Annotated in this window: 15 protein-coding genes, 1 tRNA gene and 1 pseudogene; 5 read left to right on the top strand and 12 right to left on the bottom strand. The window is 66.1% G+C overall.

All coding sequences use genetic code 11. The features are described 5' to 3' along the window. Nucleotides 1-17 precede the first annotated feature (17 nt). Genes AC6I0Y_RS10070 through AC6I0Y_RS10080 form a run of 3 tightly spaced genes read left to right on the top strand, consistent with a single transcriptional unit; the run spans nucleotide 18 to nucleotide 2204 of the window. Nucleotides 18-854, top strand: a complete 837-nt coding sequence (locus tag AC6I0Y_RS10070) for an IS3 family transposase (RefSeq protein WP_497731547.1) — start codon at nucleotides 18-20, stop codon at nucleotides 852-854. Beyond that, nucleotides 838-1359 carry a helix-turn-helix domain-containing protein gene (locus tag AC6I0Y_RS10075; protein WP_217983490.1) on the top strand — a complete coding sequence of 174 codons (522 nt, stop codon included), beginning with the start codon at nucleotides 838-840 and terminating at the stop codon, nucleotides 1357-1359. Before AC6I0Y_RS10070 ends, AC6I0Y_RS10075 begins: the two co-directional genes overlap by 17 nt. Beyond that, the gene (locus tag AC6I0Y_RS10080; RefSeq protein ID WP_160214616.1) at nucleotides 1302-2204 is read left to right on the top strand and encodes an IS3 family transposase; all 903 of its coding nucleotides are present in this window, start codon (nucleotides 1302-1304) and stop codon (nucleotides 2202-2204) included. The genes AC6I0Y_RS10075 and AC6I0Y_RS10080 overlap by 58 nt, the downstream gene beginning before the upstream one ends. A gap of 172 nt (nucleotides 2205-2376) precedes the next feature. Here the strand turns inward: AC6I0Y_RS10080 and AC6I0Y_RS10085 are convergent, their stop codons facing one another. From AC6I0Y_RS10085 to AC6I0Y_RS10135, 11 genes are all read right to left on the bottom strand, one after another. Beyond that, a complete protein-coding gene (locus AC6I0Y_RS10085; RefSeq protein ID WP_497731549.1) occupies nucleotides 2377-2748 on the bottom strand; it encodes a NifB/NifX family molybdenum-iron cluster-binding protein in 372 nt (123 codons plus the stop codon). Nucleotides 2749-3117: 369 nt separating this feature from the next. After that, a complete protein-coding gene (leuB, locus tag AC6I0Y_RS10090; protein ID WP_160707724.1) occupies nucleotides 3118-4290 on the bottom strand; it encodes a 3-isopropylmalate dehydrogenase in 1173 nt (390 codons plus the stop codon). Nucleotides 4291-4379: 89 nt separating this feature from the next. After that, nucleotides 4380-4520, bottom strand: coding sequence for a hypothetical protein (locus AC6I0Y_RS10095; RefSeq protein WP_160707726.1), 141 nt, complete (start codon nucleotides 4518-4520; stop codon nucleotides 4380-4382). Between the two features lie 122 nt (nucleotides 4521-4642). After that, nucleotides 4643-5134 (bottom strand): 3-isopropylmalate dehydratase small subunit, encoded by a 492-nt coding sequence (locus AC6I0Y_RS10100; protein ID WP_497731552.1) that lies wholly within the window; start codon nucleotides 5132-5134, stop codon nucleotides 4643-4645. Nucleotides 5135-5143: 9 nt separating this feature from the next. Further along, nucleotides 5144-6436 carry a 3-isopropylmalate dehydratase large subunit gene (gene leuC / locus AC6I0Y_RS10105; RefSeq protein ID WP_497731556.1) on the bottom strand — a complete coding sequence of 431 codons (1293 nt, stop codon included), beginning with the start codon at nucleotides 6434-6436 and terminating at the stop codon, nucleotides 5144-5146. Nucleotides 6437-6685: 249 nt separating this feature from the next. Then, nucleotides 6686-7585: a peptidoglycan-binding domain-containing protein gene (locus AC6I0Y_RS10110; RefSeq protein ID WP_497731559.1), complete on the bottom strand. Its 900-nt coding sequence runs from the start codon at nucleotides 7583-7585 to the stop codon at nucleotides 6686-6688. Nucleotides 7586-7587: 2 nt separating this feature from the next. Further along, the gene (locus tag AC6I0Y_RS10115; protein ID WP_160707734.1) at nucleotides 7588-8637 is read right to left on the bottom strand and encodes a polyprenyl synthetase family protein; all 1050 of its coding nucleotides are present in this window, start codon (nucleotides 8635-8637) and stop codon (nucleotides 7588-7590) included. A gap of 48 nt (nucleotides 8638-8685) precedes the next feature. Next, nucleotides 8686-8770 (bottom strand) — tRNA-Leu (locus AC6I0Y_RS10120). A gap of 90 nt (nucleotides 8771-8860) precedes the next feature. Continuing rightward, nucleotides 8861-9805, bottom strand: coding sequence for a Ppx/GppA phosphatase family protein (locus AC6I0Y_RS10125; RefSeq protein WP_497731562.1), 945 nt, complete (start codon nucleotides 9803-9805; stop codon nucleotides 8861-8863). A gap of 66 nt (nucleotides 9806-9871) precedes the next feature. Continuing rightward, nucleotides 9872-10927 (bottom strand): FtsB family cell division protein, encoded by a 1056-nt coding sequence (locus AC6I0Y_RS10130; protein ID WP_160707738.1) that lies wholly within the window; start codon nucleotides 10925-10927, stop codon nucleotides 9872-9874. Between the two features lie 788 nt (nucleotides 10928-11715). Next, entirely contained in the window at nucleotides 11716-11937 is a 222-nt protein-coding gene (locus tag AC6I0Y_RS10135; protein WP_160707740.1) for a zinc ribbon domain-containing protein, read from the bottom strand. Between the two features lie 279 nt (nucleotides 11938-12216). Here AC6I0Y_RS10135 and AC6I0Y_RS10140 point away from each other — a divergent pair. Next, nucleotides 12217-12339: pseudogene (locus AC6I0Y_RS10140) on the top strand (helix-turn-helix domain-containing protein); the annotation flags it as partial. A gap of 522 nt (nucleotides 12340-12861) precedes the next feature. Beyond that, nucleotides 12862-13194, top strand: coding sequence for a hypothetical protein (locus AC6I0Y_RS10145; RefSeq protein WP_160707744.1), 333 nt, complete (start codon nucleotides 12862-12864; stop codon nucleotides 13192-13194). A gap of 10 nt (nucleotides 13195-13204) precedes the next feature. Here AC6I0Y_RS10145 and AC6I0Y_RS10150 read toward each other — a convergent pair whose 3' ends face one another. Further along, nucleotides 13205-14635 (bottom strand): SLC13 family permease, encoded by a 1431-nt coding sequence (locus AC6I0Y_RS10150; protein ID WP_160707746.1) that lies wholly within the window; start codon nucleotides 14633-14635, stop codon nucleotides 13205-13207. Nucleotides 14636-14691 lie beyond the last annotated feature (56 nt).

Consider the following 14691-nt stretch of genomic DNA (forward strand, 5'->3'; position numbering starts at 1 on the left):
ACTACCCGCTCAAGCTCGTGCTCGACAAGCTTGGGCTCCCCAAAAGCACCTACTACCGCTATGCGGGCGGCAGAAACCCCGCGCCCGACCGATGGTCCGGCGTTCGCCCTCTCGTGCGCGAGGTCTTCTCCCGCACCCCGAACGGCATGGGCTACCGGCAGGTCGCCATGGCGCTCAAGGCCGAGCACGGCCTCTGCGTCAGCGGCAAGACCGCCCTCAAGCTCATGCGCGAGGAGGGGCTCCGCTGCCGCATCCGTCGCAAGAGGTACGACTCCTATCGGGGCGAGCGGGGCAAGACCGCCAAGAACATCCTCGATCGCGACTTCGGCGCCGAGGTCCCGATGGCCAAGCTCGTCACCGACGTCACCGAGTTCAAGGTGGCAGACGGCAAAGCGTACCTGTCGCCGGTAATGGACCTCTACAATAACGAGATCGTAGCGTGGTCGGTGGCAAGGAGCCCCAACCTCGCGCAGACCATGGAAATGCTCGACGGCCTAGAGCCGCGCCTCGAAGGACCTGCGCTTCTCCACTCCGACCAAGGCTGGCAGTACCAGCAGCCCGCCTATCGGAGGCGCCTTGGGGAGATGGGTGTCACGCAGAGCATGTCGAGAAAGGCGACCTGCCTGGACAACGCCTGCATGGAAGGGTTCTTCGGTCATTTGAAAGACGAGTTCTACCGTGGTCGGGAGTTCGACTCCTTCGACTCCTTCAAAACCCAGCTCAATGAATACATCATCTATTGGAACACGAAACGTTACCAGTTGCGCCTAAATGGGATGGCCCCGGTGCAGTGTACTGCCTCCCATTTCTTGGACACGAGAAATGGGAGGCTTCTTTATGCCATCAGACCTTAGGATCAGATACGACGTCGATGTCCGCAGGGCCGCAGCGGAGCTCTTCGAGGAGGGCTATGGGTATCACGCGGCCGCGACCGTCCTAGCGCTTCCTCCTTCCGTTGTGAAACAATGGTGCTACAAGTTCGGCGCTGTTGGATTGGACGGATTGCTGCAGATGGGCGGACGACAGGTCAGATACACCTACGAGCAGAAGCTGGCCGCCGCGAAAGCGGTGGTCGAGGACGGCGAGAAGGTCCCCGATGCCATGGCGTCTTTCGGCATAGCCTCGAGGTCGGCGCTCCTCAAGTGGTGCAAAGCGTATCGGGAGGGCGGCGCTGAAGCCCTGCGCCCCAAGCCGAAGGGCCGACCCAAAGGGAGCGGGGCCGCGAAGGAAGGGATGACTCGCGAGCAAGAGCTCGAAGTCCGCGTCCGAAAGCTCGAGGCGGAGAACGCCTACCTAAAAAAATTGGCGGCCCTGAGGGCGGAGAAGAGCCTTCGAACCGGGAGAAGGCAGCGGCCGTAGCCGCGCTCTCAGGGCATTACCCGCTCGCTGATCTGCTGGAAGCGGCGGAGATGGCGCGATCGAGCTACTACTACGCGCTGTCGCATCCGAAGGCGCCGACCCGACCGGAGCTATGGGACGCCATAAGCGAGATATTCTCACGGACTCCCAACGGCTGCGGACATCGGCAGATCGCCATGTGCCTGCGCGCCGAGCGCGGCGCGCGCATCGCGGACAAGACGGTGTTGAAGGTCATGCACGAGATGGGGATCAGCTGCGGCATCCGCCGCGAAACCGACTATCACAAGTACAATTCGTACAAAGGCCTCGTCGGCGAGACCTTCGAGAACGTGCTGGGGCGCGACTTCGGAGCGGAGGGCCCTTGGCAGAAGATGGGCACCGACGTCACGGAGTTCAAGCAGGCGTGGGGCAAGGCCTATCTCGCGCCGATATACGACTTCGGGAGCAAAGAGATAATAGCGTGGTCGGTGTCGAAGAGCGCGAGCATGGCCCAGCAGCACGATATCCTCGATCAGCTTTTCTCCAGGATGCCGAAGGGCGCGACACCGATCCTGCATTCGGACATGGGCTGGCAATACCAGCAGAGGGCCTGGGCCGAGCGACTGAGAGAGCATGGCATCGTGCAGAGCATGTCGAGAAAGGGCAACTGCATCGACAACGGGGCTACCGAGCAGATCTTCGGTCATATCAAAGATGAGTTCTTCAAGGGTCGGAAATGGGCTACCTTCGAAGAGTTCAAGAAAGATCTGGACGCTTACATCGTTCATTGGAATACGAGGAGACGACAGGTTAAACTGAAAGGACTGACTCCGGAGGAATTCCGAAATCAGTCCTTAGCAGCTTAGTCCTTACTAATTCGTCCAAGTTTTGGGACGCAGTTCACAGTACCGGGGCCATCAGATAAGGGCCGCTTAAGAACTTTATTTAACCGTCCCACTTTTGGGGTCTAGTTCAGAAGGACGGCCCCTCAGCACGGGGGGGTCGGCACACGATGCCGCGACCCCCGGGCGACGCAACCTAGTGGTGGCAGGCGTTCTCCGGGCCCATGGTGGGCACCTGGCCGGCGGCCACCATCTCGGCCACCTTGCCCACGTTGGGGGTCTGGTTCTCGAAGTACACGGTGATACCCGCGTCGGCAAATCCCATCATCGGACGCATGCCCATGCCGGCCGCCACGATGGCGTCCACGCCGACATCGTGCAGCAGGCTCACGGGACGCAGGCAGCCGCCCTCCTCATGAGGCGGGTTGTCCAGCGCATCCACCTCGGTGATCTCGCCATCGACGATGGTGACGATGGTGAAGCAGTCGCAGTGGCCGAAGTGGCCGCTGCGCTCGGCGTCCAGGCCGGCGGCACCCATGGTGGGAACGGCAAGCTTGATGGCAGTCATAGGAGTCTCCTTCTCGTCGGCGCCCCGTCCCTCGGAGCGCGCTCTGGGTATCCCCACCATTCAAGCCGTTATCGCCCGCCGCGTCAACTATCCCCGGAATAAAAGGGCGGGCGGCAGCCTCGCAGGGACGGCATTCTTCGCCCCCCCCCGCTGCCCGTCCGGCCGCTGCCCCCACCGCCCCGCCAAGAAGCCGATGGGCGACTCGGACGCCCGAAAGCCGCCCGGGCCTTCGCGGCCACAGGCCCGGAAGCCGCGCGCACCCGAGACCACACGCCCGCCGATCCCGCACACGCAGCAGGGCCCCGCGACGCTGCGCGGGGCCCTGACAAGACGATGAGACAGGCCGGCGGCGACGCGGCGCCATGCCCCCTAGTTCGCGCGGTAGTCCTTCCAGTCGTCGGGATGGCGGCCCCACAGCTCGGCGAACTTCTCCGTGGGCTGGATGCGCTCGGCCACGAGCGAGCCCATCAGCTCGGTGCCCACCACCTTGTCCTCCGGCGTGTCGGCCTGCTTGATGTCGCCGGTGCGGAAGCCCGCGTCCAGCACGGCGGTCACGGCGGCCAGCACGTCATCGGCGGCCTCCTGCATGCCGAAGCTGTAGCGCAGCATCATCTCTACCGAGAGGATCTGCGCCAGCGGGTTGGCGATGCCCTGCCCGGCGATGTCCGGCGCGCTGCCGTGGCTCGGCTCGTAGAGCGCCACGCCGTCGCCGAGGCTCGCGCTCGCCAGCATCCCGAGCGAGCCGGAGAGCATGGAGGCCTCATCCGACAGGATGTCGCCGAACATGTTCTCGGTCACCACCACGTCGAACTGGGACGGCCGGCAGATCAGCTGCATGGCCGCGTTGTCCACCAGCAGGTCTGAGAGCTCCACGTCCGGGTAGTCCTTGGCCACGTCGTGGACGATCTCGCGCCACAGACGGCTCGTCTCCAGCACGTTGGCCTTGTCGATGGAGCACACCTTGGAGTGGCGCTTGCGAGCCATCTCGAAGGCATGGCGCGCGATGCGGCGAATCTCGTACTCGCGGTACTCCAGCGTGTCGTAGGCGCGCTGGCCGTTGCCGCCGTTCTCGCCAGCGCCCTCCTCGTCGTAGAAGCGCTCACGCTCGCCGAAGTACAGGCCGCCGGTGAGCTCGCGCACGATGAGCAGGTCCACCCCGTCGATGACCTCGGGCTTGAGCGTGGAGGCGTCGGCCAGGGCGTTGAAGATGGTCACCGGGCGCAGGTTGGCGTAGAGCCCCAGCTCCTTGCGGATGCCCAGCAGTCCCTGCTCGGGACGAGGGCGCGTCGGGTCGGTGGTATCCCACTTCGGGCCGCCGACGGCCGCGAGCAGCACGGCGTCGGACGCCTTGGCCGTCTCCAGCGTGGCCGCAGGCAGCGCCTCGCCCGTCTCGTCGATGGCGATGCCGCCGATGAGGGCCTCGTCGTAGGTGAAGCCCACGCCGTACTTCTCGCCCACGGCGTCAAGCACCTTCACGCCCTCGGCGATGATCTCCGGGCCGATGCCATCACCCGGAAGCAAGCAGATGCGGTACGTCTTCATTTCACGCCTCTTTCCTGGTATACTCATGGAGCCGGCGAAGCCCGTAGGTTGTGACCCATGGACGGGCGGCGCAGGTTCAGTTGATTAGGTTAAGGCCGGTTGCCGCCGGCCTTTTCCTTTTCTCCCTTCGTCATCCGGCATTGCTTATATTCCCTCCACGTCTCGAGCAGAAACCCGGCGACCGTGGCAATGGCCGCAGCGACGTTCAGGATTTCTCGGAATACCTCCATAGGCGATCACTCCCTTCGGGGAGCGCCGCCCGCAATCGGACTTCGCCAGCTGCCGTCATTCTAACGGCGAGCGCGCCTCCCCCTGACCGGAGGCGGCGCGTCCACCAATTGACCATGCGTCTCTACCCCAGCCGCGCCTTCCAGCGGTTCACCAGGCCGCCGGCCTCGATGATCTCGCGGATGAACGGGGGGAACGGCTGGGCCGTGAAGGTCTGGCCGGTGGTCTCGTCGGTGATGACGCCCGCGTCGGCGTCCACGCTCACCACGTCGCCGTCGGCAATGGCGTCCACCGCCTCGGGGCACTCCATGATGGCCAGCCCCGTGTTGATGGCGTTGCGGTAGAAGATGCGCGCGAAGGACTTGGCGATGACCACGTCCACGCCGGCCGCCTTGATGGCGATGGGCGCGTGCTCGCGCGAGCTGCCACAGCCGAAGTTCTCCTCGGCCACGATGATGTCGCCCGGCGCCACCTTGTCCACGAACGCCGTGTCCAGGTCCTCCAGGCAGTGGCGGGCCAGCTCGGCCGGGTCAGAGGTGTTGAGGTAGCGCGCCGGGATGATGACGTCGGTGTCGATGTCGCGCCCGTAGCGATGGACGGTGCCCTTGAACTCCATGGCGTCCTCCTATTCCGCGTCCGCCGCGCAGGCGACGGGCTCCAGGTCTTCCGGCAGGCCGATGTGCCCCAGCACGGCGCTGGCGGCGGCGACGGCCGGCGAGGACAGGTACACCTCGCTCGTCGGGTCGCCCATGCGGCCGACGAAGTTGCGGTTGGTGGTGGCGATGGCGCGCTCGCCCGCGGCCAGGATGCCCATGTAGCCGCCCAGGCACGGGCCGCAGGTGGGCGTGGACACGGCGCAGTTGGCATCGAGGAACACGTCCATCAGGCCCTCCTCCATGCACTGGCGGTAGACCTGCTGGGTGGCGGGGATGACGATGCAGCGCACGTCCGGATGCACCGTGCGCCCGCGCAGCACCGCCGCAGCCTGGCGCATGTCGTCCAGGCGGCCGTTGGTGCAGCTGCCGATGACGGCCTGGTCGATCTTCACGTCGCGAGCCTCGGCCACGGGACGGGTGTTGGAGGGCAGGTGCGGGAAGGCCACCGTGGGCACGATGTCCGCCGCGTCGATCTCAATGACCTGGGCAAACTGGGCGTCCTCGTCGGAATAGTAGGCGGTGTAGGGGCGCTCGACGCGGCCGTCCATATAGGCGCGGGTCACGTCGTCAACGGGGATGAGGCCCGCCTTGCCGCCGGCCTCGATGGCCATGTTGGAGATGGAGAGGCGCTCGTCCATGGGCAGGGCCTCGATGGCGCTGCCGGTGAACTCCATGGCCTTGTACAGCGCGCCGTCCACGCCGATCATGCCGATGATGTGCAGGATGACGTCCTTGCCGGTCACACCGGGGGCCAGCTCGCCGTCGATGACGAACTTGATGGTCTCGGGCACCTTGAACCACGCCTTGCCCGTAGCCATGCCCACGCCGGCGTCGGTAGACCCCACGCCCGTGGAGAACGCGCCGAGCGCGCCGTAGGTGCAGGTGTGGCTGTCGGCACCGATGATGAGGTCGCCCGCGCCCACCACGCCCTGCTCGGGCAGCAGCGCGTGCTCCACGCCCATGCAGCCCACCTCGTAGTAGTGGGTGACGCCCTGCTCGCGCGCGAAGTCACGCACGATCTTGGCCTGCTCGGCGCTCTTGATGTCCTTGTTGGGCACATAGTGGTCCGGCACCAGGATCACGCGCTCAGGATCAAACACGCGGTCGGTGATCTCGCGGACGGTCTTGATGGCGATAGGCGCCGTCACGTCGTTGGCCAGCACCAGGTCCAGGTCGCACTCGATGAGCTGCCCCGGCTCCACCTCGTCCAGGCCGGCGTGGGCGGCGAGAATCTTCTCCGCCATGGTCATGGGACGTGCCATGTACGCTCCCCTTCCGGTAATGCCTACGTAAAACCCCAGCATTGTACCACCGGCCCCTGCGGGAAAACGGCACAGTTAACTATGGCGAAACAAAGGCGGCGGGAGGAAGGAGCCGGCGGCTCCGTGACGGAAGCGCGGACGCTCTGCGGCGAGAACCGGGCGCGAGCCGCATCCGGCGCAAGCGGCGCGACACCCGGCCAGCAGACCACCGGTGAAACTCCGCCGCCTTCCCTTCCTCAGGCAGAGGCGCTACTCCGAAAGCGCCAGGCAGAGCGCGTCGAGCAGCGTGATGGCGAAGTGCTGGGCCGAGCGATCGGCGCCGGCGTCCTCCCACATCTGGCTCGGCAGCGCCAGCGTGATGCGGGCCGGCCGCGCGGCGCGAGCCGCCGCGATGGCGGTCTTGAGCCGCAGGGAGAGCCCCTCGTCGTCAGTGCAGTCCACGGCGGGCACGGCTTCCTCCACCGGAGCGCCCTGCACCGCCACGTGCACGAGCAGCATGCGGTCGTCCGGCGCCACCGAGAGCGCGTCGGCACTCACTATCTTAGAGGCCGGGTTCGTGGCCAGCGCCAGGTTCGACATGCGCGAGGCCACCGACCGCGTGAAGCCGTCGGTGCCGAACAGGCACAGCGCGTTGGCCTCCAGCACGTCGGCCGCGCGGGCAAAGCCCAGGTGCAGCGGCGCGTGGGCCGCCCCCTTCCCCTCCCACGAGTGATGAAGGTTGCGGAGGGCCGCGTAGGTGTAGGCGCCGGCGATGCCGTCCGAGGGCAGGCCCAGGTTCAGCTGGAACTTGCGCAGGGCCATCTCGGTGTAGGCACCGAAGATGGCGTCCTCATGCCCCACGGCAAAGCCGAGCGCGCCGAGGGCCTGCTGCAGCTCCAGCACGTCATGGCCGTGGAAGTAGGGCATACGCAGGTAGAGCGTGCGGTCGCCGAGCGAATAGGACGCATCCACCAGGGCCGCCCACACCTTCTCGGTCACCTCCGACGACTCGGGCACGCCCACGTTGCGGCAGAACGCGCGCACGGCCTGGGCAGTGGCCTCGTCGTAGGAGCCCGTCACCTGGTCTTCCGCCAGGTGGCCGATGAGCATCAGGCGATGCTGGACGTCTTCGACGGCGGGGCCCGTCTGGCCGATCTCGATGGCCTTCATGGCTACTTCAACCTGCTCACGAACCAGTCGGCCATGGACACGAGCAGATCACGAGAGGGCGACGGCTCCACCATGTCGATGAGACGGTTCTTCGCGATGCTCGTGAGGTTCTCCGCGTAGGCGCGCGCGTAGTCCACCGAGCCGCTCGCCTCCATGATCTCCACGGCCTCGGCCAGCACAGCCGGATCCTTCTCCTTCGAGGAGAGGATCTCGATCAGGCGGTCGCGCTGCGGCGAGCTCTGCAGCGCGTGCACCACCACGAGCGTGCGCTTGCCCTCGGTCAGGTCGTTGCGGAAGTCCTTCTTCGTGGACTCCTCGCTGCCCACCAGGTTGAGCAGGTCATCCTGGATCTGGAACGCCAGGCCCGTGTCCAGGCCGTAGTTGCGCAGGGCCTCCACCTGGGCGTCCGTGCCGCCGCCGATGATGGCGCCGATGGCCAGGGGCACGGCGCCCGAATAGTGGGCGGTCTTGTGCGTGGCCATGACCAGGTAGTCCTCGGGCGTGATGTCGTAGCGGCCGTCTCGCGCCCAGCCGATGTCGAGCGCCTGCCCCTCGATGGTGCGGCGCGTCATGTTGATGAGCTCGGTCACCACGCGCACCTTGGTGGCGTCATCGAGGCTGGCGTCGTTCATCACCGTGCCGTTGACCAGGGAAAGCGCCAGATCGCCCATGTTGATGGCCAAGCCGAGCCCCTCGGTGAGGTGCAGGCACGGCTCGCCGCGGCGCAGCTCGGCCTCGTCGGCGATGTCGTCATGGATGAGCGCCGCCGTGTGGAAGTGCTCGATGGCCGCAGCCGCCGAGGTGGCGCGCTCCATGTCGCCACCCACGGCTCGGCAGGCCGCGAAGCAGATGAGCGGCCGGTGGCGCTTGCCGCCGTTCTGGCTGTAGGAGAACAGGGGCTCATAGAGGTAGCGGTCCATGTCAGGATGGGTGCCCCGGGGAATGTACTCGTTGACGAGCGTGCCCACCTTGTCCGCGTAGCAGGTCAGGTACTCCTCGAAGGAGGTGGGGGGCTTCTCAACGCCTGCGATGATCTCGTTGATGGTATCCATAGCGCTTTCTTGCCTAGGGTCGGACGGTCAGCGTGCGGCGGAAGATATTGGTAGGGGCGAAGGGGTTCGAACCCTTAAGCCTTGCGGCGGCGGATTTTAAGTCCGCTGCGTATGCCAGTTCCGCCACGCCCCCGCAGCACAGCCCATCATGTTAGCACAGCGGCACCGGGAAAAACCTTACACTCACGCCACGACGGCGGAAGCCCACGGGCCGCAGGCGAGACTACCCGCGGGCGGCCTCGAGCACCATGCCGTCGAGGATGTCGGACTCGCTCACCGTGAAGCCGGGCAGGCCCATGAGGGCGAGCACCTCCTCCAGGATGACCATGCCCGCCACGATGACCGGCGCACGCCCCGGGTCGAGCCCCACCACCCGCTCGCGCTCGGTGAGGGGCAGCTCCTCCAGGCGCTCGGCCACCGCGCGCAGATCGGCGACGGAGACGAAGGCGCGGTGCACGCGCGCCGAGTCGTAGGAGGCCATCGCCTCGCGGACGGACACCACCGTGGTGGCCGTCCCCGCCACGGCCACCATGCGCCCCACGCCCACCGCCGCGCGCAGATCGGCGAAGTAGGGGGCCATCTCGTCGTGCGCCCAGGCCCGGGCGGCCGCGCGCTCGGCGGCGGTAGGCGGGTCGGACGCGAGGAAGCGCTCGGTCATGCGCCGGCAGCCCACGTCGAAGGAGCGCGCCATCGCCGGCTCCGCGCCAGCGCGGCCGGCCACCACCTCGGTGGAGCCGCCGCCGATGTCCACCACCGCCACGTCCTCGCCGGGGAACCCGCTGCTCGCGCCGAGGAACGAGAGCGCGGCCTCGCGCTGGCCGGGGATGACCGCCAGCGTGACGCCGCGCTCGGCCAGGAGCGCCGCGAACTCGGCGCCGTTGGCCGCGTCACGGGTCGCCGAGGTGGCCATGGCGATGGTCGTCACGGGACGGCCCGGCTCGGCCAGGGCGTCGCGCACCACAAGGTAGCGGTCGACCGCCGCCAGCACACGATCCATGGCAGCGCGCGAGAGCAGGCCCGAGGCGTCTACCCCCTCGCCAAGGTTGGTGATGGCGTATTCCTTGGCCAACTCGGTGATGGCGCCGTCAGCCGCCACATCGGCGACAAGCATGCGGCAGGTGACGGTTCCGATGTCGATGGCCGCATAGCGGCCGGGACGATACCCCATGACATGCTCCCTTCGCTTGCGGGAAAGCCGTCGGCCCGCAGCCGGCGGCACGGTGGCGGGGCGGCGCTAGCTCACCCCGAACAGCGGGTCGAGGAAGGAGTACCAGGTCTCAGGCGCGGGAATCTCGCCCGCCACGATGTTGGCCGTGAACCTCGACTCATCCGGCACGTCGATGCCCGTGACGCTCACAGAGCGCTCGCCCTCCATCACCCAGCCGAACTCCGCGCGAGCCTTGTCCTGCACCCCAGCGTCGGCTGACAGGTAGTCCACCTCGCGCTGGATGGCGTCGTTGCGCTGCTGGATGGCGTCGTACTCGGCCTGCAGACGGTCGCGCTCGCGCACCTCCTGGTAGTACTGCTGGGCCGGCGGATAGAGAAACACGCAGGTCAGCAGCAGGCATACGGCCACAGCGCCCAGGGTGACCAGGCGGTTGCGGGCCGAGCCGGCCTCCCGCTTGTCAGAGGGGCGGGACGGAGCGGACGAGCGGCGCGCACCGTCCCGGCCGTCCTGCAGGCGTGCGGCGCGCTTGTGCTGGCGGCCCATCTGGGTCTCGTAGACAGCGGCGCGAGGGCCCGACTCGGCGGCCGAGGGCTTGTCGTCGCCGTAGCGGCGGGTGAACTCACGGTCGGCCTTGGCCTTGGAGGCGCTGCGCCGCGCCTTCGACAGGCGGCCCATCAGGCCGCGCTTGGCAGGCGGCTCGTCCTCGACGCCCTCGTCGCGCGTGTCACGGCGGGCGCGGGTGCGCTCCAGGTAGTCTTCGGCTGCCGCCTCGCCAGCGTCGCGGCGGGCGACCCGCGCCTCAGCGGACGCGCCGCGCGGTCGGCGCCCCTCGGCGACCAGCGAGGAGGCTGCGCCACGAGCGGCGGCCGGCACCGCACCGCGCGAGCGAGTGCCGCGGGCGGGCGAGCCGCCGTCCAGCACGCGTACCTCGTCACGCAGGCCGTCGTAGCGGAAGGTCTCGCGGCCGCCCGGGAGGGATCCGCGAGAGGAGCGGCCCGCTGCCGCGCCGACGGACGACGCGTCGCGAGAGGCCCGCCCCACGACGGAGCCCAACGTCGCGCCGACGCCCGATATGTCCGCAGGGCGCGCCGCGCCACGACCGGCCTCACGCCCAGGTCGCATTGCGTCCCGCGCGCCCGCACGCGTGCCGGCAGTCGGGCGGCCCGCAGCGCCAGGGGCGTCGCTCGAGCGGCGCCCAGCGCCCTGACGAGTGCGCGCACCGCGGCCCGATTCCCCACGACTCCCCCATTCGGAACCGCTTTCAGACACAAAAGAACGACGCGAGCGCTTCGCGTCGTCGAAGGAAACGATATGCGTCTGCCGGTTCAAGTCCGAGGTGCTCCTTCAGGCATGGGGTTCGTTGGTAGTTCGGGTATGCGAGAAGCCTCTCGCAGGATACCACAGCCCCGCGCCGCGCCTCAACGCCGTCACGAAACAGACAAGCCCGCCGGGCCTCCCCGTCCGCGAGCGTCCCGCCACGCCCTTCCGAGAGCGTCCGACCCGCCCGCACGTCCCCCCCCCCAAACACCAAGGCGCCCGGCCCCGTCCCGCCCCCCCAAACGTCAAGGCACCCGGCCCCGCCTCGCACTCGATCGCACCCGGTCAGCTTTCGCGGCCTTTTCCTGCGAGAAAGTGCGGCTTTGCATGACAGAACCAGCCAAGCGCAAGGCCCGCTCCTTCCAGATCCCCCGTTTGCCCAGGTCGCAATCGCCAGCACCCAACGCCATCCCCGCTTAGACGCCAAGACCACCGCGAAAGTCATGCATATCCGCACTTTCTCGTAGAAAATCACCTCGTTTTGCGCCCGGCCCCAACGCCAAGGCCCATGAGGTGGCGCAGCCCACTATCCGCTCCGTGCAAGCAGCCGGGCGCCCACTCCTCGCGGAGCGGGCGCGCAAAGCAGCATCTCTTTACTTTCCGGGCGCCTTCGGAGCGCCGGGCACCTTCGGCGCACCCGGTGCCGCCGGGATCCCCGGAGCTCCCGGCACGCCTGGAGCTCCGGGAGCCATCGATCCCTTGGGCAGCTCAGCACCGCAAGAGGCGCATACGGAATCCGCCGAGCCGACCTTCTCTCCGCAATGGGGGCAGGTTCGCTCCGCATCAACAGCTGCAGGTCTAAAGCACATAGTCATTCCTTTCTAATCTCTCACGCCCTCTCTCTGAGAGCGCTAATCCCTCGAAGGAGAGGAGCTCGCCCCCGCATGAAGCGCAGCTATGAGCTGTCGGGCCATTCAAGAAGCCACAGGCAGGGCACAGGCCCGGGATGATCTTCATCGGCGCGTCTCGACCGGCAACAAGCGCGCACCGCCCACAAAGCGTGCAGAACTGGCCACACATCGCCTTCGTCCCTCCTCTCTACCATTCCTCACTTGTGAGATAATGTTCAACAGGCATTGACGGGAGGAGGGTGCATGCGCATCGATCATCTTCGGTACTTCGCAGATGCGGCTGACCTCCAATCCATCAAGCTTGCCGCTGAGAAAAACTGCATGAGCCCCCAAGGCATAAGTCGCGCTATTCATAACGTCGAGGAGGCTATCGGGGCTCCCCTCTTCGTACGCAACGCAAATAGCGTCTTGCTTACCCGCCGAGGACACGATCTGCTCCCCTACGCTCGTCGCGTTGTGGCTGACTACGACCTCCTCCTCGCTCAGAATCGTCAGCGGCCGCAAGACACCGCGCAAAAGCGCATCGAAGCCTACTGCTGCACTTTCTTCTTCGTCATGGGTCTCCTGCCACTTCTGCGCCAAGGCCTGCGCGGCCTCAGCTTGCCCACCCCAGAGCCCCAGATCATCCAAATGCATACCGCCTCCATCGTCAGCACACTTATCAATCAGCCCCCCCCCCGGGGGGGGGACGACAGCGACATCCAGCGAGTTGGGCTCCTGCTGTTCTTTGACACCTCGACTGAGCAGAACCAAGCCTTACAAGACTCGCTCCACTCTCATGGCATAGCCTATAGGCCCTACCTTCGCTATCACGACGTCGTCCTGGCAACGCCTCAGGCCTTTACTGCTGCCGGACTGGCTCCAGGAGACCCCGTAGGACGCCAAGCTTTGACCAAGCTGCCAGTTGTTTCCTCAAGCGGAGAGCAAAGGGTGGCTCTTGAACACTATCTCGGATCTCCCGCAGACACCTGCATAGAAGACATCGGAACCCGTCTCCAGATCATCCGCGAAGGACGCGGCGGCATCCTCGTGCCCCCTTTCTCCCAAGCTGCCAGCGATGAATCCCTCGAAGCGCGGGATCTGCGAACGCCTTACGGAGTGGAGATGGGCATCGCTGCGCATCCGGAGGTATTCGATGAGCCATTCGTGCTCTCACTGCTCACAACCTTGAATGCGCACTTTCGACCGCTTGCCGCCAATGGGCTCTGCCGCCTGCTCTAGCCCGCACTGCCTAAGGCATCCCGAGAAACGCGCATAGGGCCGGCAGAAGCGTCACCGACAGCGCCACAAGCACAACGGACGGTATCCACCCCACCCTCACCATATCGGCCATGGTGTAATAGCCGTAGCCATAGGTGAGCACAGGTACGCAGTCCAAAGGCAACAGATACGATATCGACGCCTGCCAAGCCACGACCATGACCATGGCAGCTACGCTAATTCCGTAATCTCCCGCCAGGGAGCCCAGAGGAAAAGCCAAGACGGCCGCTACAGCCGGCCCCACGGGCACTACGCCATGGATGAGGCAGCCCGCCACCGAAGCAGCCAGCAACATTCCAGTTGCCGTATGCAGCCCCGCAGGAACCAGAGCCACCACTCCATCAACGAACCATTGGCCAGCCCCTGTCACCACAATGAAATGAGCCACCGACATCACGCTCATAATCATGAGGATGACGCCCCAATTCATACGAGACAGCAAGGTGCGAAAATCCAGCACGCAGCAACCCGGCAACGACAGGGCGGCCAGAGCCAAGACAGCCACAAGAGCCGTATTGACGAAAGGCACCCACGAGCTAACCACCCATCCGATCAGAGCAGCCCCGATCACGATAAGCGTAGCCTTCTCGGCTCGCATCAAAGGGCCGCATGCACGAGCCTCGGAAACGATGAGTTCCAGGGCTTCCTCCTTAAGGGGCTCCGTTCGGAAAACCGTCGTTAAAGCCGCCCAGGCCACCACCAGCATGGCAACAGCCACCGGAGCTCCCAAGATAAACCACTGAGCAAACGTCACCTCCACACCGAAGAGATCCCTGAAAAGATCCACCGCCAAAACGTTGCATCCATTCCCCGTCATCACCGCGCAACCCCCGGCATAGGAGGCCCAGGGGATGCCCATCATGAGAGCCTTACCCAAAGAGGAGGAGCCAGCCTTCTCGCCATTCAATTCCAGCAAGCGCTTGCCCACAGAGATAAACACCCCGCAAGCCGCCACGTCGGACATGACAGTAGAGAGCGCCGCCACAGCCGCCATCAGTCCGAAAAGCATCTTGCGCGAGCTTGTCCCCGACCAGGCCAACACAGCCCCAGCTATGCGCGTCGGTATCGAAGTCGCATCAAGGGCAACAGTAAACGCGAAAGGGCCAAGCAGAAAGAAAACCGTGCTACCGATGGAGTTGGCAAACGCATCCTCGTAGGAGCATACGCCACAAAGCGGCATGGCCACGAGCATGAGCAGCGCCGTAATTGCCAGAGGAAGAGCCTCGCTCACCCAGAGCACCACCGCAACCAGAAGAATGGCCACGGTGGCCTTGCCCTCATGGCCAAGTCCAGGCACCTCTGGGCCCATAAGCGCCGACGCCAGCAAGACAGCCGCCACGACGAAAGGCGCCGCCTTTCTAAGCGTACCCAAGAGATTTCCGCGAACCGCACGCGCCTCCATTGACCCCGCGCCCCCTCACTTCATGCCCCGAGCCACCTCATCTGGATGGGGCGAAG

The organism is Adlercreutzia sp. St.1H8 (assembly GCF_059728655.1).